Source organism: Roseburia sp. CLA-AA-H209 (assembly GCF_020687575.1).
Classification (GTDB): domain Bacteria; phylum Bacillota; class Clostridia; order Lachnospirales; family Lachnospiraceae; genus Roseburia_C; species Roseburia_C amylophila.
Genome location: NZ_JAJEQU010000004.1, coordinates 1 through 26,784 on the forward strand (window position 1 = coordinate 1; position 26,784 = coordinate 26,784).

Sequence of the window (26,784 nt, forward strand, 5' to 3'; positions counted from 1 at the left end):
AGCCATTGGTACAGATGGTCAAGGCAGTTTGACAAAGGCAACAATGGCGGCTCACAGATAGATTTCTTACGGGTATTCTGTGGAATGAGTGTAAAAGAGGCTGTATTCTGGCTTTTAGATTTTGCAGGATACAGAAGAATCGAGAATCCTGTAAAGCAGCCACTTGTTCATCAGGTATCGCAGAAGCAGGCAGAAGAGAGAAAGCCATTTGTCCTACCGGAACCGGCAGGAGATAATTCCTATCTTATTTCCTATCTGAATCAGGAGAGAGGAATCAGCAGAGCAGTCATAGATTTGTTTTTAAAAGAAGGACTGATTTATGAGAGCAGGCATTATCACAATGTTGTTTTCAAAGGAAATGATAAAAATGGAGTGACAAGATTTGCAAGTATGCGGGGAGTGTTTGATAAGCAGGGTAAAGATGGCGGAGGTTATCGGGGTATCAGAGGCACAGCTTCGGTTCGTAACTAATACCGCCTCTGGAATGGGACTTATTAAGTGTGGTTCGGTAGTAATTCCCTTTGATAATCAGATCAGCAAGGATACGGATTTGTACAGGCTGTATAATACCAACATTCATGAGAAGATTGCGGAACAGAAGAAAAAAGAAGCAATGCTGCAGTGATAACAGATGAATTTTTATAGAATCTATAGTATAATCAAGAGGTCGGATGAATGTCCGACCTTGATGATAATAAATTAGATATTCCCTATTTTTAAGAAGAAAGCATATAAGATTCGATATGAAAAATAAATAAGGAAGCAGTTCTAAAATGTATCATTTGTACCGGAGAACATGTGGCTGGATTTTAAGATATGCTTATCGTACACTTTGACGAGAATATGTTGATTGGGGATGCAGCGGACCTGGATGCATTTATGGAAATGTATGGTGTGGAAGCAATTTCCAAGGAATATTTGTAATTATTAGGGAAAAGAAAATTTGAATTTTACGCACTATTAACTTTTGGATATAAAGTGCCGATATTACAGATATAGAAACGGATTTCTGTATCAATTTTCAAGGAGGATGATACCATGATTAGAGCAGCTAATTTAACACAGGTAACAGATTATTATAAGAGCAATACTGTTAGTAAGCAAAATAACACAGAGAAAGCAAAAGATGTGCAGCCCAATGCACAGAAAATAAAATCCAGCGAAGATAAGTTATCTTCTAAGGCACAGAAATATCTGGAAACATTGCGTAAGGATAATGCGGATTTCGATTTTATTATTGCTGATAAAGGCGATGATTTCAGAGGATTAGTAGACCAAAGCGATAAGGAATTTACAGTTGTTTTTTCAAGTGCTGAACTTGAAAGAATGGCATCCGATGAGAAATATGCACGGGAAAAATTGTCTACGGTAAAAACTGCAGTTGAGATGTCAGATAAAATCAATGAACAGTTTGGGTTTGAACGTGCTTGGGGAACGACAGACAATAGTGGAACTGTATTAAATAAGTTAACTATGTCCTTTGATGATGATGGAAAGATGACACTTTTTGCTGATTTGGAGAAGATTACAGAAAAGCAGAAAGAACGGCTTGAAGAATTAAAGGAAAAACGTGCAGAGGAGAAAAAGCAGGAAAAGAAGGATGTAACTGTTAAGCGGACTACAATTCAGGCAAATTCAAAAGAAGAATTACTTGAAAAGATTTCTGAACTGGATTGGAGTAAGATAACAGAAGAAAAGGCAACACAGGGTATGAAGTTTGATATCACTATTTAATCGTAGCATTAACCGGGAATTGGAGGTGTGCTATGATTGCAGGTACAATACGAAACGCTGTGAATCAGATGCAGTTAGTAAATGATTGGGAGCAAAAGAAGGCTACCGGGGATGTTGTAAAGAAGCAAGAGGGTATGACTGTAACAAGTCAGGAAGAAAGCATGATTCAGCATTTCCGAGAGCAACTTGAGCGAGACAAAGAAAGTTCTGCATATAGTCAGATTTATAACAAGATTGCAAGCGGTCAAGAATTAACAGCTTCAGAAGAAGATGCTATTCGTCAGAAAGACCCTAAAGCCTATATGGAATATAAAGCGGCAAGAATGGAACAAGAAGCTTATGAGCGTAGGTTGGAGAGATGTAAGACAAAAGAAGAGGCTCAAAGGCTTCAAGTAAATGAGATGAATGGAAATTTGGCAGAACTAAAAAGTATCGTGAATAATCCAAATATTCCAAAGAGTGAAAAGCTTAAGGAAGCTCAACGTATCATGGGAAATACTTTTAGAGCTGTAGAGTCATTCACAAGATTTGTAAAAAGTACAGAATATAGGGATTTGCCAACAGAAGAGGAAATTGTAGAGACATCTATAGAAAAGGGGCAGGTTGCAGAGGATTCAAACGATACTGAAATGTCTGAACAGTTAACATCAGATACAACTGTTTCAGTAGATGAGGCAGCAAAAATAGTAAATGATTCGAAGCGAGATTTACAATTAAGTGATGTTCACCAAATTGAAAAAGATGTTATAGAGGAAATGAAGGATATCGAAATAAAGCATTTTGGTGAGAAGAAATCATCGGTCAGAATAGACATTACGGTATAGGAATAGTCTGCGTGAAATTTCAGTTTCATGTTGCTTTTAATAATTGAATATTGAATGATTTTACATAGCCGTTAAGGAGTAATTTTTGCTCCCTAGCGGCTTATTTTATTTTTCAAAGTAGGAGGTGAGAAAATTGAAAATTAGAAAGGTTGATGACAAACCGATGGTCATTCACACCAAGGAGAAAGCCAAGATTCATGCCCACGAACCGAAGGGAGCCAAGATTAAGGGGAGTAACATCTATACAGTAGAGAGAGGTCCTAAGACAGCTGGTGCAATAGCCTTATTATTACTCTTAGAATTGATTGCAATAAGGCAGAGGAAGGATTGAGAACTACTCCCGGCTCCCAGTGTTCGTTGAATGCTTTGGCTATTGATAATCCATTAGAATATGCAAGATTATACTTGGATGGAGAAATGCAAGTATGGGTTGATGCAGAGGATCGTTTAGATACGTGGTGATTTTGCTAATATAATATCATGATAGAGGTCTAGTACTAAAAATTCCAGAAAAATATATAGAACGTACGGTTATTCCATAATAAGAGGCAGGAATCTTAAGTTTCTAGATGTTTGAATTTTGCCTTAAGGTAAATAGAGAGGACACATTGATTTTTCAGTGTATCCCCTCTATTTAAAATTATTTTTAAATAGTTCTTGCACAAAAACAAATAGCATGCTAAAATCTATTTAAAGAAAGTTTTAAATAGGTAAAAGATATGGGAGAAACTAACATTTTTAAAGTATTGGCAGATAGCCAGCGAAGAGACATTCTTATTATGTTGAGAAATGAACGATTAAATGCCGGAGAGATTGCTGAAAAATTACAGATTACACCGGCTGCTCTTTCTTATCATTTAAAATTACTTAAAAACGCAGACTTGATATCTGAATATAAAGAGAAAAACTTTGTTTATTATGAAATCAACACTACGGTTTTCGATGAATTAATTATATGGGTTAACCAGTTTGGAGGAAAAAAAGTATGAAAAAAATAATGTGGATAGTAGCAATGATACCAGTTGTAGTTACAAGTGTTGTACTACAGTTTATGCCTGATATTATACCTATGCATCATGACTTGGAGGGAAACACTGACAGATGGGGAAGTAAAACAGAAAGCTTTATTTTTCCGGTAATTATTTTGTTTATTACACTGTTTTGGCACTTGCTAATCTATGTGTTTGAGAAAAAATCAAAAAATGCAAATACAGAAAAGGAACAGATGGAAGCAAAATCTTCTGCAAAGGTATTATGTGTTGTAGGAATTTCGCAAGCAATCATGTTCGGGATTATGCATTATTTTATTCTTTATTCTTCTTGGATACAGGCAAATGCAGGTGGTGAACATGCGGTTATTGACATTGCAAAAGTTTCATGTATTTTGTGTGGTATTATATTTATTGTATTAGGAAATTTTATGACAAAGGCAAAACGAAATGCAGTAGTGGGAGTTCGAACCGTTTGGAGTATGCACAATGATAATACATGGAGAAAGAGTAACCGCTTTGGTGCAATATGTATTATTATTACGGGGTTATTGACTATCATTACAACCGTATTTACAAGTGGGATGACTGGCACAATCTTTATGTTGATTTATTTATTATTAGCAACAATTGTAACTGTGGTATACTCAAAAAAGATATATGATAAGGAAATAAAAAAATAATTTGTATCTTTATGCGAGAGGGTGAAATTCCAGTCTTTTACGGAGAGATAACAAACGAAGGGAGGCAATTGCCTCCCTTCGTTTGTTATCTACTCCTTCCACGGTTTGGTGGAGAATATGGTCTTGTTAACTCTCGCTCCTTTATGTCCTGTTTCTTAGATATAAGCCTATCGTGTAGAGACTGTGGCTTTTCTCCATACCGTTGTTTCCAATTCTTAAGGCTGTCCTGATAATCCCCATAAGCTGTCTCTGACTTATGAAATGCTTTGTAGAAGGCTTCCGCATTCTGATACCCGTATTCCTTTACGATATGGGATAATCGGGCTTTCATTCGGGAAATACGTTCCTCCAATCCGGCTATCTCTGTTGAAAGTTCGGAACGCCTTTTTGCTTTGAAGATACCTTTGCTGTCGGACAGTTCAATTTCAAGGTCACTTCGCTGTTTCTCGAGTGCAAAAATTGCTTTATTCTGTTCTTGCAGCTTTTGATAAATTTCGCATAAGTGCTTGTAAGAAACTGCTTCCGGTGATGGCTGTGGTCTTGGCGGTATGGCAGGCTTTGGTGTATCTGTCTGCTTTCTGCTTTCTTCTGGTACAGCTTTCTGCTCTTTGAAATCTGTGTTCTCCGGTCTTGCTTCAAGCTCTTTGGAAATTACTTTATCTGCAAGCTCCAGAGTTTTGAGAAATACTTTGGAGATTAACAGTTCTAATACTGCAATGGCAGTACCGATAATGGAAGATAACAGATTCGGTCTGTTTCCGTAAAGCCATACGGATTCCACAATCTTGTCCGTTATCCGTTCCTTTTTTATCTGCATGATTTCTGACTTGGAAACACCCGTTACAATCGCTCTGTCAACAGTCTGATTCCACAAGGTGCGTTTACTGTTGTCTGCCTCAATCTCGGTGGCTTTCGGATTGTTCTTACCAATCTTTTTGGTGGCAAGATACATACCGCCACGCTCAAAAACTTCTAACCGCTGGCTTTTATCCCACACATACTGATTGATAAGATTGGTATAATCCTGCTTGACGGTATCAAGGAAATTTTCAGCCTTGAAGTGTTTATCCTTAATGGAGAAAATCTGTCTTTCGTATACCTCACCTTTGTGAATCACCTTACACCTTTTACGGATATTTCCTTCTTCATCAAGTATCTCTTTCTTGGTGCGTACATGATTTCCCTTTTCGTCATAGAACATATTGCGGGTGGCAACCTTTTCTATGGGCTGTTCCAAGAGTGTACGCTCCGAAAAAATGAGATGGATGTGATAGTTGGTTTTCCGCTTATTGTGATGCAGGGCTGCGATACAGTCCGTTCCGTAAGTCTGTCTGAAATGGTCTGTAAATATCTGCAACAGTCTGTCTGGAGGATACTCCGTAAAAGATTCCGGCAGGGCTATGATCAATTCCCTTGCCTCAATACATTTCCCCTCCGTACCGTTTTTTTTAAATTCTGCCTGATTATATTTTGCAAGGTCAGTCCAAAAATTACGGTCTGTGGTTTCATATACCGCATACAGATTTTCCTGCTTCTTTGGGCTTGAAATATAATAAATTCTTCCCCGGACATTGTGGAGCTTCGTCATCTGAATAAATGAATTTCTTGGCATGTGCTTCCTCCTTTCCGTATCTGCCAAGTACGAAGCTGCAAGAAATGAGGATGGGAAACTTTCTAATGTGAAAGTGAGTAGGCTACATAGGTAGCCTGTCTACGAACATATCCGCCTGTCGGCGAAAAGCTCCCAGCAGGGCGAAATACACAGAGTACAAATCGTAAGATTTGTGCGAGGGGTGTATTTCGCTCTCAAACGCCGAGGGCTTGTATAAAAAAGTTTCTTCCCCACTTCTTAAATTTCCGGTTGTATCTTAGAGGAAGCACATGGTATAATCTATTTGCGTGTAGGTATATCATGGCTTCGGTCAGATACATACCTTAGGGATGGTCTTAGGACTGTCCCTATTTAATTTGTCACATTTCTTGTGACAGCTCTGACATTTCCTTTGTCCCTTAAGTCCCTGCCTTCATTGGCGGTCATGAACTTTTCAAGCATATCCGTTTTGATAAGGACTTTCCGTCCTACCTTCAATACCGGAAGCTTTTTCCATTCTACCAGTTTCCGCAGGGTATTTCTGCCGATACCCGTATAGTCGGCAGCTTCCTCAATGGACAGTGCAATCTTCACTTCTGTCATTAAAACACCTCCTCTTGAATTGCATAATGCAATTTTGTAACTATGCCTACTATATAACTTTTATATCTTCTTGTCAAGCGTTACGAAATTTTAAAAGTAATTATTAACTTGCATATTGCAATGCTACTTTTACTGTGTTATACTTTAGCCATACCGAAAAAGGAGGCGTATCAGAATGAAAGATAAAGAATTACGCAAGTTAATCGGTAGCAGGGCAAAACAACGCAGACTGGAATTAGGTGTCAACCAGCCTTATATAGCAGAAAAGATGGGAGTTACCGCTTCCACCATACAGCGGTATGAGGCAGGAACGATTGACAACACCAAGAAGCTTGTTCTGGATGGTCTGTCGGAAGCACTTCATGTATCAGTGGAGTGGCTGAAGGGCGAGACGGAAGAAATGACAAGTGATGTTACGGATAAAAGGGAATTACAGATTCGTGATACCATGACTTCCATTCTCTCCAAACTGCCTTATGATATGAAGGCAGACGAAGCGGATTTTTCCAAAGATTTACTGCTGCTGATGTTGAAGGAATACGAATTATTCGTTGATTCCTTTCAATATGCCTGTAAGAATTTTAAAGGGAATACGGAAGATGCCACAATTGCAAAAGTAATGGGGTTTGAATCCAATCAGGAATATAATGAGATTATGTTCCTTAGGGAAATCACCCATACGGTAAACGCACTGAACGACATGGGCGACATTGTAAGGCTCTATTCCAAGAATCCCGAAACGGCAGCCGTAAGGCTTGCAAATCTTCTTTCAGAGAAAGACTCCGAACCGGTATAGATAGACAACCGGAGTTATGATACAATGAGTGCAAGCGAGTCAAGCTGTTTACAGATTTGACGAGCGACGAATTGGCTTACGGACTTGTCCGTAAGATATCTACACGCAGAAAGCATTTCATCAGTTCCGATTGTCGATATCGAAAGGAGTAACGATTATGGCAAAAGGTTCTGTAAGAAAGAAAGGCAAGAAATGGTACTACCGCTTCTATGTGGAAGATGCAAGCGGTAATCTGGTGCAGAAGGAATTTGCAGGTACGGAAAACAAAAGCGAGACGGAAAAGCTGTTGAGGCAGGCAATGGAGGATTATGAAGCCAAGCGGTTTGTTGCAAAGGCTGAAAACATCACACTCGGAGAGTTGCTTGACCTGTGGGCTGAGGAAGAATTAAAGACAGGCACATTGAGTAATGGAACGGTTGGCAATTATCTTCAGACAATTGGGAGAATCAAACAACACCCTATCAGCAAAAGGAAACTGAAAACGGTGACTTCGGTACACCTGCAGGAGTTTATGGATTTGCTCTCATTTGGAGGCACTGTGGGAGATTTTATATCAAAAGGATATTCCATTGATTATGTAAGGTCATTTTCAGCAGTATTGCAACAGTCATTCCGGTTTGCGGTATTTCCGAAACAGTTTATTACCTTCAATCCAATGCAGTATGTGGTGATGAGGCATAAAAAGGAAGAAACAGATTTGTTTGCGGATGAAACAGCCACAGACAGAGACAAGGTTAAACCGCTTTCCTTTGAAATGTACCGGAAACTGATTGAACAGCTTGGAAAACGAAGTGGGGATGCGATTCTTCCGGTTCAGATAGCATACTTTACAGGTCTCAGACTTGGAGAGGTAGCAGGTCTGACATGGCAGGATATCAACCTTGAAGAACAGTATCTCACTGTACGCAGGAGCATCCGCTACAATGGTGCTACCCATAAGCACGAAATCGGTCCGACAAAGTGGAAAAAGATCAGGGTTGTTGACTTTGGCGATACCCTCGCAGATATTTTGAGGAATGCAAAAAAGGAACAGCACAAAAACCGTTTTCAGTATGGGGAACTCTACCAGCGGAATTTTTACAGAGAAGTAATGGAAAAGAATCGGGTGCATTACGAGTATTATCATTTGGGAATGACAGAGAATGTGCCGGAAGATTACACCGAAATCTTCTTTGTATGCTTAAGGGAGGATGGTTGTCTGGAACTTCCGGCAACCATAGAAACAGCCTGCCGGACAGCAGGAAGAAAAGTACCGGAGCTTGAAGGTTTCCATTTCCACACACTGAGGCATACCTACACGACAAACCTCTTATCCAACGGGGCTCAGCCTAAGGATGTGCAGGAACTGTTAGGACACTCAGACGTGAGTACCACCATGAATGTCTATGCCCATGCTACAAGGGAAGCAAAGCGGACTTCCGCAAGACTTCTTGATAAAGTGGCAGGCAACGATTAAACAACTGAATAATGAATTTTCCCTTGTAATTATCCCATAAGGGCAAAAACAAGGGAAAAGGATACATATATAGAATTTTCAATGGCGGGAAGCCTTGAAAATAGGGGAAAGTTAAGAGAGTTAATAGATAAATTCCAGTTTGCCAACTTGCCCTTTGAGAGAGGAGAAATCCTTTTCTCAAAGGTTTTTTTCTATTTATACGGATATTCGCAAACTACAAGATAAAGCCAAAACTTCATATACCGGTATTGATATTACACCGGCGTACATAGATTATGCAAACGAGCAGGCAAAAAAAGAAAATTTGAATGCAAAGTTCATTTGTCAGGACATTCGCACGATCACATTTGATAAGGAATTTGATGTTGTGCTGAATATGGCGGATGGAGCAATAGGATATCTTGAAGACGATGGGGAAAATCATAAGATTTTTTCTGTCATTGCGAAAGCATTAAAAAATGGTGGAAAGCACTTTATGGATACGGGAATAAATCTTCATCAAATCTTTATTTTTTTCTGTTAGGTTATATTTCAATAAGAAATGAAATATAGAAGGAAGGATAGTAAAGATGGAAATGATGTTACAGACACAAAATCTATGTAAATATTTTAGAAAACAGAAAGCGGTAAATAATGTTTCACTTAATATCGAAAAGGGACAGATTTATGGACTGCTTGGACCGAATGGCGCTGGTAAATCTACCACATTGAAAATGCTGACCGGTATGATGAAACCAACTGCAGGAAAGATTTACTTTGATGGAAAACTTTTGGATAGGAAAGATTTATCAAAAATAGGAGCGTTAATTGAAAATCCGCCTATTTATGAAAATCTTTCCGCCAGAGAGAATTTGAAGGTAAGACAATTATTGCTTGGTACGGATGAAAACAGAATTGATGAGGTCTTGCAGATTGTATCACTTACAAACACCGGAAAGAAGAAAGCAGGACAGTTTTCTTTGGGGATGAAGCAAAGACTAGGCATTGCAATGGCATTGCTTGGAGAACCGGAACTTTTGATATTGGATGAACCTACGAATGGATTAGATCCAATAGGCATCGAGGAATTACGAGAGCTGATCCGGTCTTTTCCGGAACAGGGAATCACTGTAATTCTCTCCAGTCATATTCTCTCAGAGGTACAGTTACTTGCAGATAAAGTCGGGATTATTTCAGGTGGAATCTTAGGATACGAAGGAGCATTAAAGCAGGGAGATAATCTTGAAGATTTGTTTATGAATGTGGTAAGAAAAAACCAGAAAGCAGGTGAAATCCATGGTTAATATTATAAAAGCAGAACATCAAAAAGCCAAAAGAACCATGCGAAAAAAGTTTATCTGGGGATTTCCTCTTCTTACATTTGTCATGGCATTTATATTTACTCTTGGGATGACAAATGCTTATGCAGAAAGTGTTTGGAACTGGTGGTATACACTTTTGCTGCCGGGGATGATTGCTCTATTTTGTTATCTTTCTGTGGCGCAGGAGAAAAAGATAAAATACTATCATTTAATGACTATTCCCACAGACAGAAGAAAATTGTTGCTGGGGAAAATTATTTATATTGGGTACATGATTTTGTTTTCTAATGTGATTGTGTTTGCAGGAGCAACGCTTGGAGGCTTTCTTCTAACGACACATGTTCCAGTTGGAGGAGCGTTGATTGCAGTATTGTTTCTGACGGTTTCTGAGTTATGGGAGATTCCGGTAGCTTTATTTTTAAGTGAACGATTTGGAATGATTGTAAACCTGCTCGTCTGCCTATTTATTACCGTCAGCGGTGTGGTAATATCACAAACCAGAATCTGGTATGTACTTGTTTCTGCAATCCCTATGCGAATGATGTGCCCGTTGCTTCATGTTTTACCAAATGGACTTGCCGCAGAAGCAGGGAATCCTCTTTTGGATATGGGAGTCATTGTTCCGGGAATGTGTCTCTCAATCATCTGGTTTGTTTTTGTAACGGTTCTGTTTTTGAAATGGTTTGAGAGAAGAGAGGTGAAATAAGATGATTGGAAGATCTCTTAATGCAGACTTGCGAAAGATGAAAGGAACATCTGTGATTCTGGCACACTTACTGATTCCGATTATAACCAGCGTTATATTTTTAATATATTACTTTTTTTCACCATGGAATGAAAATATGAAAGTGATTGCATTTTATCAGGCAATAGGAGCAGGACTTCCGGTACTTATTGGAATTTTTACAGCAAGTGTGATGGAACAGGAACAAAATGCAGGTAATTTTCAAAACCTGTTGTCTTTACCAGATAAACTTACAGCATTTTTATCGAAACTGTTGATGCTACTGGTTTTGTGTCTGTGCTCTATCCTATTGACAGCAATCATATTCGGAATTGGATTTGGAAGAATCGCATCAAGCGATATCGAAATCATGAAAGGATGTATATTTGCAGCATTGCTACTGTGGGGAAGCAGTGTTCCACTTTATCTGTGGCAGCTGATTCTGGCTTTTCAGTTTGGAAAAGGGGTATCCATTGGAGCAGGGATTATATCAGGACTAATTAGTGCATTGATGCTTACCGGACTTGGAGATTATGTGTGGAAATATGTATTTGTCTGCTGGACGGGTAGAGTACCATATACTTATCTGCAATCTATATTGGGAGAAACTAGTGTAGGTGAATGGTTGTCATTCATACCAGGTTGCTTAATATTTACAGGGATTAGTATGGTATACTATTTTTGGTGGGTAAACCACTGGGAAGGAAACAGAATATCGGAATAGAATCGAGGGAAACTATGGCAAAAATACTGGCAGTTGATGATGAACCGGCAATTCTGGAAATGATAGAAAGCATTTTGAATAAGGATGGACATCTGGTTACCAAAGTAAGTAATCCGCTGAAACTTAATATGGAAGAATTACATCGTTATGACCTGATTTTACTGGACATTATGATGCCTGGAATTGATGGCTTCGAATTATGCAAAAGAATCAGGGCACTTGTGGATTGTCCGATTTTGTTTCTTACGGCAAAAACGGAGGAAAACAGTCTGGTAAACGGACTTTCTTTAGGAGCAGATGATTATATTTCAAAGCCATTTGGAGTGATGGAACTTCGGGCAAGGATCAATGCACATCTTAGAAGAGAGCACAGGGAACATTCTGTCCGGATGGTTTTGGGGAGGGTCTGTATTCAAATATCTCAAAAGAAACTATTGGTTGATGATAAGGAACTTCCTCTTACGAAAGCGGAGTACGAAATTTGTGAATTCCTGGCTAAAAACAGGGGACAGGTTTTCTCGAAAGAACAGATTTTAGAAGAGGTCTTTGGTTTTGACAGTGAGAGTAATGACAGTACCATTATCACGCATATCAAAAATATAAGAGCAAAATTTGCGGATTATGATTATACACCGATAAAAACAGTCTGGGGGATTGGATATAAATGGGAAGAGTAAAGAGAAGCAATGCACTCAGCTGGATTTTTATGAGATATGTACTGGTCATGCTTGGATCATTAGTAGGTTTGGTGATTGTTGCTTGGCTGCTGCTGTCCCTTTTGATTAGTGTGGGCTGTATCTATCCGGCGAATTATGCAGAGCAAAAGATTAATGAAGCATATGATACGATTTTACGTGCGGATAAAGTAACTGCTGAGATGATTCCTGCACTTTGTGATTATGTAATCTTTTCAGAGAATGGAGAGAAAATAGGTGGAGATATGTCAGAACAATACGAACAGATAGCATGGAATGTTGCAAAGTACGGAAACGCATCCGGGAAATATTTTTATAAAGTAATTGTAAGGGAAAATGAATATGTTGTATTGCAATATCGCCTGACACCTCAATATCATTCAGCTTTTTTGAGGGAGCATTTTATAGGACCACAGAATGTGATGAGTATTATGTCAGTGATTGGAGCGGTAGCGATTATCATCATTCCGTCCATACGTTTTGGAAAAAGAATCAAAAAGCAGATGCAGCCTGTATTAGACGCAATCAGACAAATAAAGGATCAAAATCTGGAATATGAGACATCCTGTTCCGGTATCAAAGAGTTTGATGACTGTTTATCGGCAATCGATGATATGCGAGATGCATTGCGAGAATCTTTAGAAAAGCAGTGGAAAACAGAGCAGGAAAAGAAACAACAGATGTCTGCTTTGGCGCATGATATTAAAACACCTCTTACGATTGTACGGGGAAATGCAGAACTACTTTCAGAGACTGAACTGACCACAGAACAGAAGAATAATATCACTTATGTTTTGAACGGCACAACACAGATACAAAGTTATGTAAAACAGTTGATAGATGTCACAAAATCATGGAATTGCAGTGATGTTACCTATACAACGGTGAGGTTAGAAGATTTTTTCGCAGATATAAAGGAACAGGCACTCGGACTGGTAGAAATCTATCACCAGAAAATAGATTGGAAGGCGGGACAAAGTGATAAAAAGGTAACGATTGCTTATGATCCAATGTTCCGGGCCGTAATGAATATGATTCAGAATGCAGTGGAGCATACAAAAGAAAATGGAATCATTTATATTGACGCAAAGGAGCAGGATGGCCGGCTGACATTCATTGTGGAGGATAGCGGATCAGGATTTACAAAAGAAGCATTATTGCATGGCACAGAGCAGTTTTTTATGGATGACACAAGTAGAAATGGCGAAGCCCATTATGGGATGGGACTATTTTTTGCAAAAACTGTGGCTGAAAAATATGGTGGAGGTATTAAACTTTCAAATTCTGAAAATACAGGTGGGGCGAGGGTAGAAATATTTTTCCTGAGTAGTCAAGAAACAAGCTAAATAGACCGCAATTAAGCTATGTAAAAGAAATTTTACATGCTTTTATCTAATATGTAAAGGATGACAGTGGAAGTTCAAAAATTACAAGGGTTAATAATGAAGAACATCATTACCGAATGGTTGAAATAACTAATAAGGAAACTGGGAATTATAATGTTATGATGATTAGTACAGGAGATTCATTTACTAGAGTTGTAAATCGCGGATGTCCCAGGGATCCAACACAATTAGCACTAAATTCACAGGGGATGCTTTCGAATACAAAAGATAGAAACGAATCTAAAACATTTTTATCTCATCGGAGAAGACTCCCACCTCTACAGGTGGCGAGTAAGAAATAAACCTGTCCGATATGATTTAGGGTGAATTTGAAAAAAATATAATAAAAAATCACCCTAAATTTAAAAAATATATTGAATTTAGGGTGAAAAAGTGCCAATATATAATCATAAAATAACCCTAAAAGGAGATGGATGAATGAGTAATATAACAGAAATCCAAAGATTACTAAATGAAAAAGCTGATTTGCAGGCTCAAATTAATATCTCTGCATTTGATGGAAGTATTGAAGTCAAGACTGTAAATGATCAGAAATATATTTATGTTAGAAAAAGAGAAGCTGGAAAATACAAATCAAATTATATAGATAAATATTCTGAGGAGCTCTACGCACTTGCAGTTAATCAATCGCAGCAAATAAGAGCGGTTAAAAAGCAACTTAGAAAAATCGAAAAGGACTTAGCAAAGCTTGGATATACAGAAAGCGAACTGTCACCAAGAGTAAAGCTTAATATTGACTTTGCTAGAGCTAATGTCAAAAGTCTGATTTATGATCAGGCTGTATTGGAAGGTGTTTCCACTACATTTCCACAGACAGAAACTATTTTGGAAAATGGCGAAGTTAACGGAGTAAAAGCGACTGATGTTCAAAAAATCTTAAATTTGAAGCATGCGTGGGAGTTTATTGTGGATCCGGATGTAGTGGCTTCTCCTTGCAATTATTATATGGTAAGTCATATAGCACGCCTGGTAAATGAAGGGTTCTTCGAAAATGGTGGTTCCGTTAGAGTTGTTCCTGTTACGATTGGTGGTTCAAGCTATGTGCCTCCAATTCCAAATGAGTTGGATGTAAAAGAGAAAATAGATGAAATTATAAACTCAGGACTTGAGGACGTTGATATTGCAATTGAGCTTACGCTTTATTGTATGAAGACACAGATTTTTATTGATGGTAATAAGAGAGCTTCTATTATCTTTGCTAATCATTTTATGATTGGAAAAGGTATTGGATTGTTAGTTGTGCCGGAGAATATTGTGCCTGAATTCAAGAGTCTTCTTGTAGCTTATTATGAAGGTCGAAATGAAGATGAGATTAAGGCATTTTTGAAAGAGAAGTGTTGGCGTAAGTTTTAGTAGATAAGTATTTATATCCTAAACGGACGAATCGTGTCATTAATTGGAACAATGTAGTTGTGAAGAACATTCGATAGAGGAATATGCTGGAAAATTGTGTATTTCAGCAAGCCGATTATCTCATTTGTTTAGTGAACAGGTAGGGATAACGCTTAAAAAATATTTAACACTGCATCAGTTAGAAAGAGTATTTCAAGATTTATTAGCTGGGAAACGGATAACAGAAGCAGCATTAAACGCAGGATTTGATTCACCATCACATTTTGCATCTACAGTAAAAAGGATGATGGGGCTTCCGGCGAGAAGTACAGTAAAAGATAGCGAATTTTTGAAAGTTTATTAGAGGTTTGTTTTCTATAATAGAGCCATAAGAAGAAAGAGAGGCGATATTATGGAGAAGAAATATCTTGAAATGACTAAAATGCTAAATTTCGATGTAGAGAGTATACAGTCTCTCATAAAAAATCGTAAATGGATAGAATTAGATGAATATAACAAAATAGCTGCCATTTATGATTTCGTAAGAAACGAGATATTGTTTGGATATAACAGTTCAGACTTGCCGGATTTCAACGAAAGAGATTTTGTCACAAAAGAAATTTGGTTTTGGGCAGATACTTCCGCTTCAGTAAATCAAGATGCGCTTGAAGCAGTATATGCAGAAATTAGAGGTATTATTGAGCAATTTAATGGTAAAATAAAGGGAAAGTTTGGGTTCTTTGATACAGATGTAACCCCACCAATTTCGTTTGAAAATATCAATGAATTAGAAAAAATAATACCATATGGTGGAGGTGGTACTGATTTTACGGTTGTGTTTCATTATATAAAAAGTAATATGAAACACAACCTGCCATCTGTCATTATTATATTTACTGATGGATATGGTTTATTTCCAGAAGAAGCAGATATACTTGATATTCCGGTTCTCTGGTTGATTGATAATGAAGATGTGAATCCACCCTTTGGAAAAGTAGCAAGACTAAGAAAGGCACAACAATGACAACCAATCATCTGATTTTAGATTTTTCGCATGTATATTGCGATGAAAACATACCAAAGAATATCGGCATACACTGGCTGGACTGCTCTGAAATTGAAGAGTGTGATTTGTATTGTTCCAGACAGGCAGAAGAGAAAATCAGAGAAAAAATCAAGCCATATGGAATTCATGGAATCCATTTTCTGGATTCCGGAAATTATCATTATGTGACAGAAATTATGACAAGCCAGATTCAAAAGGAATTCCAGCTTGTTGTATTTGACCATCATACGGACATGCAAAAGCCGATGATTGAGCACATGACAAGCTGCGGAGACTGGGCAGAAAAGGTGTTAGAGACGAATCCATGGTTGCAGCAACTGGTATTAATCGGACCGCAGGCGAAGGATATAGAGCAGCTTTATTGGGAAAATGATGGCTTGATGAATCGTAAAGAAATATCAGAAAAACTCCTTACTTTTTCCGCAGAAGAAATTCATACCAGAGAAGACAAAAATAAGATTTCCAAAATAAAAAAGAATCTGCCGGTTTATATATCCATAGACAAAGACATCTTGGATAAACAATATACAAAGACTAACTGGAGCCAGGGGAACATGTCACTTCCGATGCTGGAGCGATTGCTCTCACATTTTCTGGAAAACGGAAATATACTTGGCATTGATATCTGCGGAGAATGCCAGCAGGGAATTCCACTGCCTGAATATTTGCAGGCTGAAGAACTGAATGAAGAAACGAATCAGAAATTATTTGAGTTCCTGTCCCATTATATTTTATAACATTCTAAAGTAGAAAATAGGATAAAACCCCACAAGAGGTTCGGTTGCGGCACCTCTTTTTTCGTGCTAAACTTTAACTTAAGAGAGAAATTATTTGAACCATATGGAAAGAGAAAAATGGGAGAGGATGATGGCTGAATGGAAATAAAAAGTATTTTAATCAAAGATACAACCAGGGAAGAGCGGATTCATATCGTGCAGGAGGGCCTGAACCAGTGCGGAGGAGCCTGTGATTTTTGCAATGGCTGCGATAATTTAGGTGGCGGTTCCGTGGATGCATTTTATGAGCCATATATCAACGGCGAAAAGGAGTTGCGGGAAATCAATGAGGAATACCGGAGCAATTCCGGCACCGTCAGGTAGGTGGCAATATGAGAGCACCGGAAATAGAGACCTCTACTGAAGCGGAAAGAAGACAGTATATCAAAAATGCTTTTCCATGTATTGCAGACTGCGAGATGTGCGGACTTTGCACGGTATTTCGTGGAAAAGACCCGGAACTTGCCTATGCAGATTATATCAGTGGAAAGCGAAGCTATTTAGAGGTATCCCAGGAATATTGATAAAAGAAACGTGGAGAAATAAAAGGGTAAAATGACGGGATAAAAGAAAAGGCAAAAAAATAAAGCCAGAATCAGGAGATGAACTTTATATGACACATGAAGAATTTGAACAGGCAGCGCAATACTGGAACCGCAAAGAGCAGACGGCAATGCCAAAGGAGGCTTTGCAGCAGGCAGACGTATTTATTTTAAATTAGCACCGAACAAAATTGTGGCTTGAAAGTCTGCATTTTGCTCAATGAGTAGTTTCAGATATTGGAGATAAATTATGGTTAGGAAAATAGTAAAAGGAACACACATTTTTTTAGAGAAAGCAATACCGGCAACGCCTGCAGATAAGCAGGTAATAACAGACCTTTTGGATACCCTTCGGGCGAACCGGGAAACCTGCGTTGGAATGGCAGCAAATATGATTGGCATAAACAAAGCGATTATTGTAGTGGCAGCAGGCCCATTTCAATTTGCAATGGTGAATCCGGTGATTACGAAGAAGTCAGGCGGCTACAGCACAGAGGAAAGCTGTCTTTCGCTGGATGGAGCCAAAGCCTGCACAAGATACCAGGAGATAGAGGTGGATTATCTGAATGGTGATTTTAAACCACAACATGGAAAATATTCCGGCTTTACCGCGCAGATTATCCAGCACGATGAATGCGATATAATAGGGACAAGTTAGAAGAAAACCTTGAAAACAAGGGGTTCACGCTGATTTAGTCCCTATTTTTTATACCATTTAATCGGTAGATAAGGCAGCGCTGTTATTTAAAATCCGAAATTTATGAGAATACATAGTTGCTTCAGAATATAAATTCTGAATGTAATTTGTGTACACAAGAGAGGTGAAAATTGAATAGTAATAATTTTAGGTAGGACTAAATTAGCTTTGCACTGAAAAGTGTATCCGGCTGTTTGTCCTGCCTTTTTTATTGGAAAGGAGCAGGAGATGGCAGAAAGGAAGCTGATTTGGTCCGAATGTAAGTCATCTCACAAAAAGAGAGGTGGCTGGATATGAAAGTATTTATAGTAGTAGCAGTAATTATTGTAACAATCTGTTTGGCATGCCTTATGAAAGCTAAAGCAGAGGGTGATCGCATATATGATGAACTTGCTTATAAACATTTCAGCAGCAAAGAAGAGAGAAAAGGCGAACAGACCGAAAGGTATGGGTAGATGTATGAAAAGAATATGCAGATTATGGAGGAAGAAGAAAATGAATAACAAGTTAGAAGTAATCGGTATTGATCATGGCTGGTCAATGATGAAAACAATCTCTCAGGTATTTGTCACAGGTGTTAAGGAGATTACAACAACTCCGGCGCTTTTCGGCGATGTACTTGAGTATGAAGGAAAGTTTTATAAGGTCGGAACTGTGAGGCAGGAGGTAAAGGATACCAAGGTAGAAGATGACAGCTTTTATCTTCTCACTCTTGCAGCAGTTGGTGCTCTCCCCGGTCCGTCTATATAATGTGACAGATACAGATATGATAAATAGTTTCCAAATGCTGTACCATCTACTTTAGAACCCTCATAATAATTTGTCCTATAATACTGTAATGCAATACCATAAATATTCTCTATTCTTTCTTTTTGCGTTACATCTGAACTTGGTAAATTTCCGTTATAACTTCTGGTATTAGATGATTCTGGTGAAACATCAAGTAAACTTCCTTCACATACAAAAGTTCCGTTATATTCTATTGACTGTGGTTCTATTTCATGGTAAAAAGAGTCTTCTCTTGGTAGTACACCAAATAAATCACTTATATCCTCTTCTGTCAATCCCATCTCTTCCAACTGTACTACTATGCTTTCCATCCCATCAAATAGAACTCCCAACTGTTGCTCAGTTATTGTGGACGAACCTGAAGCCATTGCGGTATAACTTTGAGAAAGTACCAGACTGACCGCAAGCACAATTGAACACATAAATTTTACAATCTTTGTTTTTGCCATACTTTTATCCTCCCATGTTTTGATTCAGTTTTTCTTGATTCCAATAAAAACTTAATTTTACTAGCAAGCCTTTTCTTTCCACATCTATAGTTGCATAAAGTTCATCACCTCCATAAACATAAAGCTCATCATCAACCGATTTCCATACAACATTTATATCACTTAAATTGTAAGCTCTAAATATAAATACATTTTCTTCCACAATTTGTTTTGATATTATTTCTATGTCTTCTGTATTTTTTACATAATACTCTAGTATAAAATCACCATTATGCTTATAGTCATCTTCCGCATAAATAACATTACCCTCAAAATAATTTTTTTTGCCCAAATACAATTCTAAGGAGTTCATTCCATAATCAAATGTATGATCCACCCCTGATGCCGAACCCATCATTGTACACAATATTCCAAAAAATACCACCCAAAATCCATAGATAAAATAAAATTTTTTCTTTTTGCATTTTTTATCTCTATATCTGCCAAAGCACATTACATGCGTTATCTGATGTGCGAAGAAGAACGTTAAAAATAATGATAGCGCTAAATAGTAAACTTTCAAATTGTTCTCACCTCTCATCATGCATAATATATTCATTTAGTTATTCATATATTTCTCTGTATAAAAACCATAATAATTATTATACAAAAAAATTTAATTCTAATGTTGAAAAATATTGTTTACTTTTTTTTGCTTCTATTTGTAAATGACAAAATAATTTTGTACACAATAATATAAACTAAAATCAATATATAGTATCGTGAATCACGAACTGTTCCAATAGCAATAAAAAATATAGTAGTCAATATAATTAGTATTGAAAAAACAGTAAAAATAATTTTTTTCATAAATATCTCCTATCGAAATTGTAACCCTTAATTGCATAAAAACGTTATACAACAATTAATGTGTTCACTCTACTTATTCTTTAAATTTAGTTGTACGCTTTACTTACCTAAAATATCAACGAATTTAACATCATTTTCATTTACATAGACACAGTATAACATAATTCCTGTGCCTATGCGATATCATTTAATGCTTATTCCGATATGAACTCATCTTCTCCACAGTTACCTCCGCATAAAAGTAAGTAAGAATCGTTGCCTTCGGAACTCCTGCAGCAAGTGCTTTCTTCACCTCTTCCTTCTGCTCCGGTGTATATGACCAGTGTAGCATTCTGTTTGTGATGGTATCCTCCCACTTAGGCTTTTCCCTCTCAGGATTCCTTACAGGCTTAGCTCCAGTACTTCCATTAGACGCATTGGCACTTTCTGCAGCATCAGACTTCTGCGATTCATCGACATACTCAAGCTCATTTGCTTGCTCCCTGTCAATCTTTGCCTTCTGCTCTGCTTCATCCTGCATTGAGAATCTTCTGCTTAATTCCGCATCACCAAGCATCATAAACTGCTCATAGGTAAGAGAGTCTATATACACATTCTCGCCCTTATCCTTCAGTTTTTCATAATACTTAACTGCCTTATCTGACAGAATCTCAAATGGTGGACCGATAAGATTATCTGCTCCCCTTATCTGATGAACATAAGGCTCTCCCTTGCCATCTGCTGTCTGGTTAAACATCGGATGATTGAATGGTATGAACTTATTGTCCATGATAGGAACAAAACCACGGATAAAGATAATACACTTTTTGTTATCCAGCTTTCTGACCTCATCGGGTGTAAACAGTTCTCTTCCTAATACATCATAGTTTCTTGAAGAGCTTCCCTGTCTGCCCTTTGTCTCCCCGCTTGACTTCTTATCAATCGTCCCTTTGCCCAAAAGCTCCGAGACATACTTGTGTGTACTCTGCTCATTGCCTCCAAGATAAATGAAAGTATCGCAGTTGCCGGGAATTGTCTCCCAGGTATCTTTGAAAAGTGCCTTTAACTGGGCAAAGTTCTGAATGATGATGCGTGACTTATACAAATGCTGTCGCATTTAAGGTTATGCCGGATACGGCATTATGTTCGTAACAATGGGACTTTTTTACAGCCCCTCTGCACTATGTTAAATATTACAATTTCAATCCAAAGAAGTTATGATTATATCATTTTCAAACATACTTGATACATATTAAACAAATGCATATTATCTACTGTCTCTATTGTCTTCCAAATACACACCTCAACTCGACCATACACATAAACTGACATATCTCCAGCAAACCCCAATAGTCTAGGTCTATTTACACCATGAAGTTTCTTTGGTTTTGATAAGTAGCCCCAATATATGTTGGGATTATTCTTAATAAATACTTCTCCAAAATATGCCGAAATATCAACTGCTATCATAATTGTATTTAGCGACAGCTTTCGTCTATCGCTCATAATATGTGCTTTTATCCAATTTGGACGCATAGCTAATTCCAACATTAATTCTTGTTCATCTTTTGTACACACCTCAATATGATTTGAAATGCAGATGAGTCTATCTTAATTAAGATATTTGATTCAGCACAGGAGTTTTTAATATTAATTGAAATCTGGTTTCAATATTTGGGATTTCGATGGATTCTTAGTCCAGAGTTAAAAGAAATTTCATATTGTAATATGCGTATTAAAAAGAATATGTGGTTTAGTAGTAATACGATTTTATCAGTAGTTTTATTCTTACCGTATGCCATTATTCTTGCATTAATAAGTGAAAAATACTTTTTTAATGTACCAGTTATATTTTTTCAATGTGTTTTAGCAGGTATAATGACATTTTTTCTGATGCACTTATTAAAATCTGCTTTAGGAGGTATGACAGTAATGATTGCAATACGTTAAACGGTGATTCGTACATTAATAAATGTAGTAAAGAAAATAATCAAGTCGTAAGTGAGAAAATTGAAGGTGTTTATGTAAGCAAGCTATTGTGTAGTAAAGATATGTTATTTGCATTTGCTACTACAAAATACGGAAAAGAGATGAATTCTTACATTTACATTTATGATGCTGAAGAACTGAGTTTTGATGAGAAAATTGATATTACAAATTATGGAGGTACTCATTATAAAGCAATTCTTTTCGACAACAACATATTGTTTTCAAACTCAGTAGATTCTGGTGATCATCCATGTAATACCGTTTGCATATATTCGATAAATGACAAGACGATAGAAACAATTTCATTTGATCAATATTATCCACTAGATTTGGCCGTATGGGATAACATACTTATCGTTTCTCACTTTGACTTGGTAAAAAGAGAAGGTGGAAGTATATCTATATATAACTTAGAAACCAAAGAGTTAAATAATATAGAACTTGGACATGATGTAGAGCAAATGACGATTAATGAGAATGTTATAGATATTCAGATTACGGAATATGAAAATCACATTAGTAAGTATAGGAAAGATTTCCATTTAGATGAATCGTGGGAAAGTATTATATCAAAGTTTCAAGGAAAACGAATACTGACTCGGGAGATTGTAGACGCTTTTGTATCTGAGATAAAGATATATCCGGACAAGAATATGGAAGTGAAGTTGTACTATGATGATATGCTGGATCAGTTAGTATCTATAGCTGATGTAAGGGAGGCAGAGTGTAATGGCAGATAATGTAATTGCAATATATCTTCGCCTTTCTTGTGAAGATACAGATATTAATAGCAAAGATGAAAGTAATAGTATTACCAACCAGAGAAATCTTATTATGGAATATATCAAATCTGACGCAGTTCTTTCAACTTATACTGTTAGAGAATATATTGATGATGGTATAAGCGGAACAAGGTTTGACAGAGAAGCATTTGAAGAAATGATGACACAGGTCAAAGAAGGCAATATACAAGTTATTATTACAAAAGATTATAGCCGTCTGGGTAGAGATTATCTGGAAGTTGGAAGATATCTGGAGTTTGTATTTCCGGTGCTAAAAGTAAGGTATATATCAGTAAATGATAATTATGACAGTAATAATTTTACAGGAGCAACAGGAGGAATGGAGGTTGCGGTAAAAAATGTTATAAATATGATGTATAGCAGAGACGCATCAAAAAAGGTACGAAGTGCAAGAACGACATTAGCAAAGGCTGGTAAGTTTATAGGACCGCAGGCTCCATATGGTTATAAGAGGTCTGAAAGTGATAAACAAAAGCTCGTTATTGATGAAGAACCTGCAGAGGTGGTCAGACTTATATTTGAGATGGCTATCGATGGGAAAAAATATAAGCAAATTGCCAGATATTTGAATGCTAACAACATTGATACCCGTGTACAATATAAAGAAAAGCATGGTAAAAAGTGGAATCACCCAAGAAATTATGAAATAAAACAATGGAGTGCCACAGCAGTTATGAATATATTGTTTAATGAGATTTATACCGGAACAATTGTTTATGGAAAGACAGCATGTAATGCTCAAACTGGTTATAAGTCGAAAAAAATGAATCCTGATAATTGGATTATAGTAGAAAATTGTCACGAGCCGATAGTGTCGAAACAGACATTTGAGAAAGCACATAAAGTGATTAATAAGACAACCTGTAATCGAACTAAAGAGCAGGGTTCATATAAAAAATCTATAATAATATGTGGTTGCTGTGGTAAAGGACTTGTAAATTCTTATGGGTATTATAAGTGTAGCTGTGATTATGATCCGAGTAAATATAACTGTCGCAATGTCAGAATGAAAACGGAAGAATTTGAGGCAGGTGTTATGCAATATATTAATACAACAGCGGCAGGTATGCTTGAACATTTGCAGATATACAAAAAGAAAAGAAGCAGTAGTGTTGAGTTGCAAAAAGAAATTGATAAGCTGCATCAAATGAAAAGCAAGGCTGAAGCTAAGAAGTTTCAGTTGTATGATGATTATACGAAAGGAATTGTCCAGAGAGATATTATGGTATCGGAAAGGACAACGCTTACTGAGCGTATTGGTGAAATTGAGATAGAGCTTCACGAACTTGAGTCTAAAATACAGTTGGAACAATGTATTAATAAAGCTGGTGAGGAAGAAACAATAGAGTTGTTGTCCAAAATGGAGACATTTGACTTGGATCTTATTCGTCAGGTTGTAAAGCGTATCACAATGTATGATGACGGCAACATTCAATTTGAGTGGAATGTGGATGATTTTTTACAGGTTAAATGATATACTTTATACAAGAAAGCTTTCAAGAACTATCGTTTTTTGATAGTTCTTGAAAATAAATTTTTTTGGTCTTTACTTGACACAAGCAGAGATCGACCACTGCAATGGAGTGGTAATATAATGAGCAGCGAATATTAATTATGAGTAAATTTTGCTCATGATATATATTGGAAAAATAAAAGAAACCTGCATAAAAACAGATTCCTTAAACGAGGGGAAATCCCTGTCGAAGAATGGAAGTCCAGTTACTTTTCTGATAGAGAAAACGGACGATGATTACAGTCTGTTTTTCTTTATCAATCGTATAAAAGGCAAGGTAATTATTAATTTTCACAAAACGAATGCCCCAGCTTGCCAGTATTGGATCCTCTGCCGGATGAAACTTCTGTGGCAGGTCGGCTAATGAGTCTATCTGCTCGGTCGCAGCATCTAACAGATTATCTACAGCATCAGGATTTTTGAGGGTAAATTCGATGTAATCCGCAGCACGCATAATATCGTGTTCTGCGGTGGAAGTGATATAAAACTGATAGCTCATCGACTGCGGTGGCTCCTGATATCAGTCATAGCTTCGGAAAATAGTCTGGTATTGCCTGTGGCAATATCGTCCATTCCTTCCTTAATCTGACGTAAAGGGAACGCTGCATTTTCTTTTCTGCGATAAATGTTCCTTTTCCTGATTTTTCTCCAGGTATCCTTGACTGTCCAGTGCGGCAAGGGCTTTTCTTACAGTAACACGGCTGACATGGTATTGTTCGCTTAGTTCATTTTCTGTCGGGAGTTTATTGCCGGGAGTAAGTGTTGCATTGGTGATCTTGTCCAGAATCAGTTTTTCAAGCTGTTTATAAAGTGGTGTGGCTATGGCATTATCAAGTTCCATTTAATGAAAATTCCTTTCCGGTAAATAAAAAAACAGATATTGTAATCTGATTTTATAGTTGAATACTTTTGTGTATATATAATAATACATTTGAGACTATTTGTATATGCAGATTTGTTCTTTTGTAGCAAAAAAAAGAAAAAATATTGAAAAATAAAATACAAACTTCTATGCTTTTAGTATAACAATATAATACAAAAATGAGTTGGATGATATTGATAAATGCATCTATGAGCACATTTGCAAGTATCAAAAAGATACATTTTGAAATAGAATATATATTACAATGTATTTTTGTTATGCAGATACAATAAAAAACAATAAGGGAAAATAGTCAATTTAACGAAAAAAATAGATAGTATTGACAAAGAAGTTGTGCAGATATACTATTGTATTAGATACAAAGTGATACATATCAAATGCGAGATATGAAATTACTATTGTACGTACTACCAATAAAGACATGCGCATGATCTTAGAATTATTATGGAGAATACAGGAGGAAAAAATGAAATTTGCACCAATGAATTATCATTATTTGAGATATTCGCTGAAGAAATTCCTGGACAAGGTAGAACAGTCAGTATTTAACAGTATTGATCTGTATTGTAGTGCACCACAGTTTAATATATTTGATTATTCTCTTTTTTCATTACTTGAATTGGAAAAGGAGATTAGGAGAAGAGACCTAAGTGTTATGGCAATGACACCGGAGAATTGTACATACCCGGTTAACTTCTGCACACAGGATAGAGGAACACGTGAGTCCAGTATTCGTTATTATCAGCGAGCTATTGATACGGCGGAATTTCTTGGCTGCCATAAAGTTCAGATCAGTACCGGATTTGGATATTTCGATCAGTCACCGGAAGATGCATGGAAGTATTGCAGGGATTCTCTGCAGCAGTTGGGTGCTTATTGTGAGAAAAAGAATGTGGAGCTGATGCTGGAGGAGTTGAAGGTAACAACAACAAATGTGCTGATAAAAAGTTCAGATCTGAAACGAATGATAGAAGAGATAGGCTCATCTCACATACATGGTATGGTAGATCTGGATCAGATGACCTACGCCGAAGAAAGCATAGATGACTATATGGATAATTTAGGTGCTCAGCTTGTTCATGTGCATTTTAACGATCGGGGACATACAGTTCCCGGAGACGGAGATTTTCCAATGAAAAAGTATTATAAAGATCTGAAGCGCAGAGGATATGAGGGGACAATTTCGTTTGAAATATGTGACCGTCGTTATTACTGTGATCCGGATAAGGTAATTGATGACATTACAGAATGGCTTAGGAATAACACAACAGAATTAAGTTAATAAGGTGGATATCTATCCATTTTATATAGAAAATGAAAAAGAATCTGCCGGTTTATATTTCCATAGATAAAGACATCTTGGATAAACAATATACAGAGACTAACTGGAGTCAGGGGAATATGTCACTTCCGATGCTGGAGCGATTGCTCTCACATTTTCTGGAAAACGGAAATATACTTGGCATTGATATCTGTGGAGAATGTCAGCAGGGAATTCCACTACCGGAATATTTACAGGCTGAAGAACTGAATGAAGAAACGAATCAGAAATTATTTGAGTTCCTGTCCCATTATATTTTATAACATTCTA

General features: G+C 37.1%; 31 protein-coding genes and 5 pseudogenes. 29 read left to right on the forward strand and 7 right to left on the reverse strand.

Going from position 1 to position 26,784, the window contains the following annotated elements:
• The 8 genes and pseudogenes from LKD41_RS04845 to LKD41_RS04880 all read left to right on the forward strand — a co-directional run.
• Positions 1 to 420 (forward strand): annotated as a pseudogene (locus LKD41_RS04845) (DUF3991 domain-containing protein); the annotation flags it as partial.
• Positions 419 to 625: pseudogene (locus tag LKD41_RS04850) on the forward strand (hypothetical protein); the annotation flags it as partial. The pseudogenes LKD41_RS04845 and LKD41_RS04850, both read left to right, overlap by 2 nt.
• Positions 626 to 1,038: 413 nt before the next feature.
• Positions 1,039 to 1,734: a DUF6033 family protein gene (locus LKD41_RS04855; RefSeq protein ID WP_015521659.1), complete on the forward strand. Its 696-nt coding sequence runs from the start codon at positions 1,039 to 1,041 to the stop codon at positions 1,732 to 1,734.
• A gap of 32 nt (positions 1,735 to 1,766) precedes the next feature.
• On the forward strand, positions 1,767 to 2,558 hold the full coding sequence (locus LKD41_RS04860) for a hypothetical protein (protein ID WP_012740998.1): 792 nt from the start codon (positions 1,767 to 1,769) through the stop codon (positions 2,556 to 2,558).
• A gap of 133 nt (positions 2,559 to 2,691) precedes the next feature.
• The gene (locus LKD41_RS04865; RefSeq protein WP_227700694.1) at positions 2,692 to 2,889 is read left to right on the forward strand and encodes a hypothetical protein; all 198 of its coding nucleotides are present in this window, start codon (positions 2,692 to 2,694) and stop codon (positions 2,887 to 2,889) included.
• A pseudogene (locus tag LKD41_RS04870) lies at positions 2,853 to 3,020 on the forward strand (DUF6061 family protein); the annotation flags it as partial. The gene LKD41_RS04865 and the pseudogene LKD41_RS04870, both read left to right, overlap by 37 nt.
• Before the next feature lie 257 nt (positions 3,021 to 3,277).
• On the forward strand, positions 3,278 to 3,547 hold the full coding sequence (locus LKD41_RS04875) for an autorepressor SdpR family transcription factor (RefSeq protein WP_005604351.1): 270 nt from the start codon (positions 3,278 to 3,280) through the stop codon (positions 3,545 to 3,547).
• On the forward strand, positions 3,544 to 4,230 hold the full coding sequence (locus LKD41_RS04880; RefSeq protein WP_005604349.1) for an SdpI family protein: 687 nt from the start codon (positions 3,544 to 3,546) through the stop codon (positions 4,228 to 4,230). Before LKD41_RS04875 ends, LKD41_RS04880 begins: the two co-directional genes overlap by 4 nt.
• 85 nt (positions 4,231 to 4,315) lie before the next feature.
• Here LKD41_RS04880 and LKD41_RS04885 read toward each other — a convergent pair whose 3' ends face one another.
• Both LKD41_RS04885 and LKD41_RS04890 read right to left on the reverse strand, forming a co-directional pair.
• A complete protein-coding gene (locus LKD41_RS04885) occupies positions 4,316 to 5,842 on the reverse strand; it encodes a MobA/MobL family protein (RefSeq protein WP_005604347.1) in 1,527 nt (508 codons plus the stop codon).
• Between the two features lie 351 nt (positions 5,843 to 6,193).
• Positions 6,194 to 6,424 (reverse strand): helix-turn-helix domain-containing protein, encoded by a 231-nt coding sequence (locus LKD41_RS04890; protein ID WP_005604346.1) that lies wholly within the window; start codon positions 6,422 to 6,424, stop codon positions 6,194 to 6,196.
• Positions 6,425 to 6,599: 175 nt separating this feature from the next.
• Here LKD41_RS04890 and LKD41_RS04895 point away from each other — a divergent pair, with 175 nt between their 5' ends.
• From LKD41_RS04895 to LKD41_RS04975, 17 genes and pseudogenes are all read left to right on the forward strand, one after another.
• A complete protein-coding gene (locus LKD41_RS04895) occupies positions 6,600 to 7,220 on the forward strand; it encodes a helix-turn-helix domain-containing protein (RefSeq protein ID WP_005604344.1) in 621 nt (206 codons plus the stop codon).
• Between the two features lie 157 nt (positions 7,221 to 7,377).
• Positions 7,378 to 8,676: a tyrosine-type recombinase/integrase gene (locus LKD41_RS04900; protein ID WP_012744117.1), complete on the forward strand. Its 1,299-nt coding sequence runs from the start codon at positions 7,378 to 7,380 to the stop codon at positions 8,674 to 8,676.
• Positions 8,677 to 8,830: 154 nt separating this feature from the next.
• Entirely contained in the window at positions 8,831 to 9,199 is a 369-nt protein-coding gene (locus LKD41_RS04905) for a class I SAM-dependent methyltransferase (RefSeq protein WP_227700571.1), read from the forward strand.
• A 46-nt stretch (positions 9,200 to 9,245) separates the two neighbouring features.
• On the forward strand, positions 9,246 to 9,959 hold the full coding sequence (locus tag LKD41_RS04910; RefSeq protein WP_005609481.1) for a lantibiotic protection ABC transporter ATP-binding protein: 714 nt from the start codon (positions 9,246 to 9,248) through the stop codon (positions 9,957 to 9,959).
• A complete protein-coding gene (locus tag LKD41_RS04915; RefSeq protein ID WP_227700572.1) occupies positions 9,952 to 10,683 on the forward strand; it encodes a lantibiotic immunity ABC transporter MutE/EpiE family permease subunit in 732 nt (243 codons plus the stop codon). Before LKD41_RS04910 ends, LKD41_RS04915 begins: the two co-directional genes overlap by 8 nt.
• A 1-nt stretch (position 10,684) precedes the next feature.
• Complete coding sequence (locus LKD41_RS04920) at positions 10,685 to 11,425, forward strand: lantibiotic immunity ABC transporter MutG family permease subunit (protein ID WP_227700573.1); 741 nt, start codon at positions 10,685 to 10,687, stop codon at positions 11,423 to 11,425.
• 14 nt (positions 11,426 to 11,439) lie between these two features.
• On the forward strand, positions 11,440 to 12,102 hold the full coding sequence (locus LKD41_RS04925; RefSeq protein WP_008370149.1) for a response regulator transcription factor: 663 nt from the start codon (positions 11,440 to 11,442) through the stop codon (positions 12,100 to 12,102).
• The gene (locus LKD41_RS04930; protein ID WP_227700574.1) at positions 12,090 to 13,466 is read left to right on the forward strand and encodes a sensor histidine kinase; all 1,377 of its coding nucleotides are present in this window, start codon (positions 12,090 to 12,092) and stop codon (positions 13,464 to 13,466) included. Before LKD41_RS04925 ends, LKD41_RS04930 begins: the two co-directional genes overlap by 13 nt.
• A gap of 477 nt (positions 13,467 to 13,943) precedes the next feature.
• Positions 13,944 to 14,879 carry a Fic family protein gene (locus LKD41_RS04935; RefSeq protein WP_118057627.1) on the forward strand — a complete coding sequence of 312 codons (936 nt, stop codon included), beginning with the start codon at positions 13,944 to 13,946 and terminating at the stop codon, positions 14,877 to 14,879.
• Between the two features lie 43 nt (positions 14,880 to 14,922).
• A complete protein-coding gene (locus tag LKD41_RS04940; protein ID WP_227700575.1) occupies positions 14,923 to 15,222 on the forward strand; it encodes a helix-turn-helix transcriptional regulator in 300 nt (99 codons plus the stop codon).
• 48 nt (positions 15,223 to 15,270) lie between these two features.
• Positions 15,271 to 15,882, forward strand: coding sequence for a VWA-like domain-containing protein (locus LKD41_RS04945; protein WP_227700576.1), 612 nt, complete (start codon positions 15,271 to 15,273; stop codon positions 15,880 to 15,882).
• Entirely contained in the window at positions 15,879 to 16,661 is a 783-nt protein-coding gene (locus LKD41_RS04950) for an arginase family protein (RefSeq protein WP_227700577.1), read from the forward strand. Before LKD41_RS04945 ends, LKD41_RS04950 begins: the two co-directional genes overlap by 4 nt.
• Before the next feature lie 138 nt (positions 16,662 to 16,799).
• Positions 16,800 to 17,024, forward strand: coding sequence for a hypothetical protein (locus LKD41_RS04955; protein WP_227700578.1), 225 nt, complete (start codon positions 16,800 to 16,802; stop codon positions 17,022 to 17,024).
• 8 nt (positions 17,025 to 17,032) lie between these two features.
• A complete protein-coding gene (locus LKD41_RS04960; protein WP_227700579.1) occupies positions 17,033 to 17,224 on the forward strand; it encodes a hypothetical protein in 192 nt (63 codons plus the stop codon).
• A gap of 268 nt (positions 17,225 to 17,492) precedes the next feature.
• A complete protein-coding gene (locus LKD41_RS04965; protein ID WP_227700580.1) occupies positions 17,493 to 17,900 on the forward strand; it encodes a peptide deformylase in 408 nt (135 codons plus the stop codon).
• Between the two features lie 332 nt (positions 17,901 to 18,232).
• Positions 18,233 to 18,394 (forward strand): hypothetical protein, encoded by a 162-nt coding sequence (locus LKD41_RS04970; RefSeq protein WP_012744162.1) that lies wholly within the window; start codon positions 18,233 to 18,235, stop codon positions 18,392 to 18,394.
• Between the two features lie 40 nt (positions 18,395 to 18,434).
• A pseudogene (locus LKD41_RS04975) lies at positions 18,435 to 18,662 on the forward strand (ParM/StbA family protein); the annotation flags it as partial.
• Here LKD41_RS04975 and LKD41_RS04980 read toward each other — a convergent pair.
• The 3 genes and pseudogenes from LKD41_RS04980 to LKD41_RS04990 all read right to left on the reverse strand — a co-directional run.
• A complete protein-coding gene (locus LKD41_RS04980; protein WP_227700581.1) occupies positions 18,638 to 19,177 on the reverse strand; it encodes a hypothetical protein in 540 nt (179 codons plus the stop codon). The pseudogene LKD41_RS04975 and the gene LKD41_RS04980 sit on opposite strands and share 25 nt — an antisense overlap.
• Positions 19,178 to 19,181: 4 nt before the next feature.
• On the reverse strand, positions 19,182 to 19,739 hold the full coding sequence (locus tag LKD41_RS04985; RefSeq protein ID WP_227700582.1) for a hypothetical protein: 558 nt from the start codon (positions 19,737 to 19,739) through the stop codon (positions 19,182 to 19,184).
• A 474-nt stretch (positions 19,740 to 20,213) separates the two neighbouring features.
• A pseudogene (locus LKD41_RS04990) lies at positions 20,214 to 21,101 on the reverse strand (type IV secretory system conjugative DNA transfer family protein); the annotation flags it as partial.
• A 955-nt stretch (positions 21,102 to 22,056) separates the two neighbouring features.
• Between LKD41_RS04990 and LKD41_RS04995 the strand changes: the two are divergent.
• Positions 22,057 to 22,734 (forward strand): hypothetical protein, encoded by a 678-nt coding sequence (locus LKD41_RS04995; RefSeq protein WP_227700583.1) that lies wholly within the window; start codon positions 22,057 to 22,059, stop codon positions 22,732 to 22,734.
• The gene (locus tag LKD41_RS05000; protein ID WP_227700584.1) at positions 22,724 to 24,271 is read left to right on the forward strand and encodes a recombinase family protein; all 1,548 of its coding nucleotides are present in this window, start codon (positions 22,724 to 22,726) and stop codon (positions 24,269 to 24,271) included. The genes LKD41_RS04995 and LKD41_RS05000 overlap by 11 nt, the downstream gene beginning before the upstream one ends.
• Before the next feature lie 205 nt (positions 24,272 to 24,476).
• Here the strand turns inward: LKD41_RS05000 and LKD41_RS05005 are convergent, their stop codons facing one another.
• Together LKD41_RS05005 and LKD41_RS05010 are read right to left on the reverse strand one after the other, a co-directional pair.
• Complete coding sequence (locus LKD41_RS05005; protein ID WP_227700585.1) at positions 24,477 to 24,809, reverse strand: type II toxin-antitoxin system RelE/ParE family toxin; 333 nt, start codon at positions 24,807 to 24,809, stop codon at positions 24,477 to 24,479.
• 81 nt (positions 24,810 to 24,890) lie between these two features.
• Positions 24,891 to 25,151 carry a GntR family transcriptional regulator gene (locus LKD41_RS05010; protein ID WP_227700586.1) on the reverse strand — a complete coding sequence of 87 codons (261 nt, stop codon included), beginning with the start codon at positions 25,149 to 25,151 and terminating at the stop codon, positions 24,891 to 24,893.
• Between the two features lie 508 nt (positions 25,152 to 25,659).
• On the opposite strand from LKD41_RS05010, the gene LKD41_RS05015 reads away from it, so the two are divergent.
• Both LKD41_RS05015 and LKD41_RS05020 read left to right on the forward strand, forming a co-directional pair.
• Positions 25,660 to 26,475, forward strand: a complete 816-nt coding sequence (locus tag LKD41_RS05015; RefSeq protein ID WP_178060880.1) for a sugar phosphate isomerase/epimerase family protein — start codon at positions 25,660 to 25,662, stop codon at positions 26,473 to 26,475.
• 77 nt (positions 26,476 to 26,552) lie between these two features.
• A complete protein-coding gene (locus LKD41_RS05020) occupies positions 26,553 to 26,777 on the forward strand; it encodes a hypothetical protein (protein WP_227700587.1) in 225 nt (74 codons plus the stop codon).
• Positions 26,778 to 26,784: the final 7 nt, after the last annotated feature.

Bases quoted from the DNA above. Each gene is read 5' to 3' on its own strand.
- LKD41_RS04895 (WP_005604344.1), top strand. From the start codon at position 6,600: ATGAAAGATAAAGAATTACGCAAGTTAATCGGTAGCAGGGCAAAACAA.
- LKD41_RS05015 (WP_178060880.1), top strand. From the start codon at position 25,660: ATGAAATTTGCACCAATGAATTATCATTATTTGAGATATTCGCTGAAG.
- LKD41_RS04955 (WP_227700578.1), top strand. From the start codon at position 16,800: ATGGAAATAAAAAGTATTTTAATCAAAGATACAACCAGGGAAGAGCGG.
- LKD41_RS05005 (WP_227700585.1), bottom strand. From the start codon at position 24,809: ATGAGCTATCAGTTTTATATCACTTCCACCGCAGAACACGATATTATG.
- LKD41_RS04880 (WP_005604349.1), top strand. From the start codon at position 3,544: ATGAAAAAAATAATGTGGATAGTAGCAATGATACCAGTTGTAGTTACA.
- LKD41_RS04875 (WP_005604351.1), top strand. From the start codon at position 3,278: ATGGGAGAAACTAACATTTTTAAAGTATTGGCAGATAGCCAGCGAAGA.
- LKD41_RS04855 (WP_015521659.1), top strand. From the start codon at position 1,039: ATGATTAGAGCAGCTAATTTAACACAGGTAACAGATTATTATAAGAGC.
- LKD41_RS04970 (WP_012744162.1), top strand. From the start codon at position 18,233: ATGAAAGTATTTATAGTAGTAGCAGTAATTATTGTAACAATCTGTTTG.
- LKD41_RS04900 (WP_012744117.1), top strand. From the start codon at position 7,378: ATGGCAAAAGGTTCTGTAAGAAAGAAAGGCAAGAAATGGTACTACCGC.
- LKD41_RS04860 (WP_012740998.1), top strand. From the start codon at position 1,767: ATGATTGCAGGTACAATACGAAACGCTGTGAATCAGATGCAGTTAGTA.
- LKD41_RS05010 (WP_227700586.1), bottom strand. From the start codon at position 25,151: ATGGAACTTGATAATGCCATAGCCACACCACTTTATAAACAGCTTGAA.
- LKD41_RS04945 (WP_227700576.1), top strand. From the start codon at position 15,271: ATGGAGAAGAAATATCTTGAAATGACTAAAATGCTAAATTTCGATGTA.
- LKD41_RS04910 (WP_005609481.1), top strand. From the start codon at position 9,246: ATGGAAATGATGTTACAGACACAAAATCTATGTAAATATTTTAGAAAA.
- LKD41_RS04980 (WP_227700581.1), bottom strand. From the start codon at position 19,177: ATGGCAAAAACAAAGATTGTAAAATTTATGTGTTCAATTGTGCTTGCG.
- LKD41_RS04950 (WP_227700577.1), top strand. From the start codon at position 15,879: ATGACAACCAATCATCTGATTTTAGATTTTTCGCATGTATATTGCGAT.
- LKD41_RS04915 (WP_227700572.1), top strand. From the start codon at position 9,952: ATGGTTAATATTATAAAAGCAGAACATCAAAAAGCCAAAAGAACCATG.
- LKD41_RS05000 (WP_227700584.1), top strand. From the start codon at position 22,724: ATGGCAGATAATGTAATTGCAATATATCTTCGCCTTTCTTGTGAAGAT.
- LKD41_RS04925 (WP_008370149.1), top strand. From the start codon at position 11,440: ATGGCAAAAATACTGGCAGTTGATGATGAACCGGCAATTCTGGAAATG.
- LKD41_RS04995 (WP_227700583.1), top strand. From the start codon at position 22,057: ATGTTATTTGCATTTGCTACTACAAAATACGGAAAAGAGATGAATTCT.
- LKD41_RS04965 (WP_227700580.1), top strand. From the start codon at position 17,493: ATGGTTAGGAAAATAGTAAAAGGAACACACATTTTTTTAGAGAAAGCA.
- LKD41_RS04930 (WP_227700574.1), top strand. From the start codon at position 12,090: ATGGGAAGAGTAAAGAGAAGCAATGCACTCAGCTGGATTTTTATGAGA.
- LKD41_RS04885 (WP_005604347.1), bottom strand. From the start codon at position 5,842: ATGCCAAGAAATTCATTTATTCAGATGACGAAGCTCCACAATGTCCGG.
- LKD41_RS04920 (WP_227700573.1), top strand. From the start codon at position 10,685: ATGATTGGAAGATCTCTTAATGCAGACTTGCGAAAGATGAAAGGAACA.
- LKD41_RS04960 (WP_227700579.1), top strand. From the start codon at position 17,033: ATGAGAGCACCGGAAATAGAGACCTCTACTGAAGCGGAAAGAAGACAG.
- LKD41_RS04935 (WP_118057627.1), top strand. From the start codon at position 13,944: ATGAGTAATATAACAGAAATCCAAAGATTACTAAATGAAAAAGCTGAT.
- LKD41_RS04890 (WP_005604346.1), bottom strand. From the start codon at position 6,424: ATGACAGAAGTGAAGATTGCACTGTCCATTGAGGAAGCTGCCGACTAT.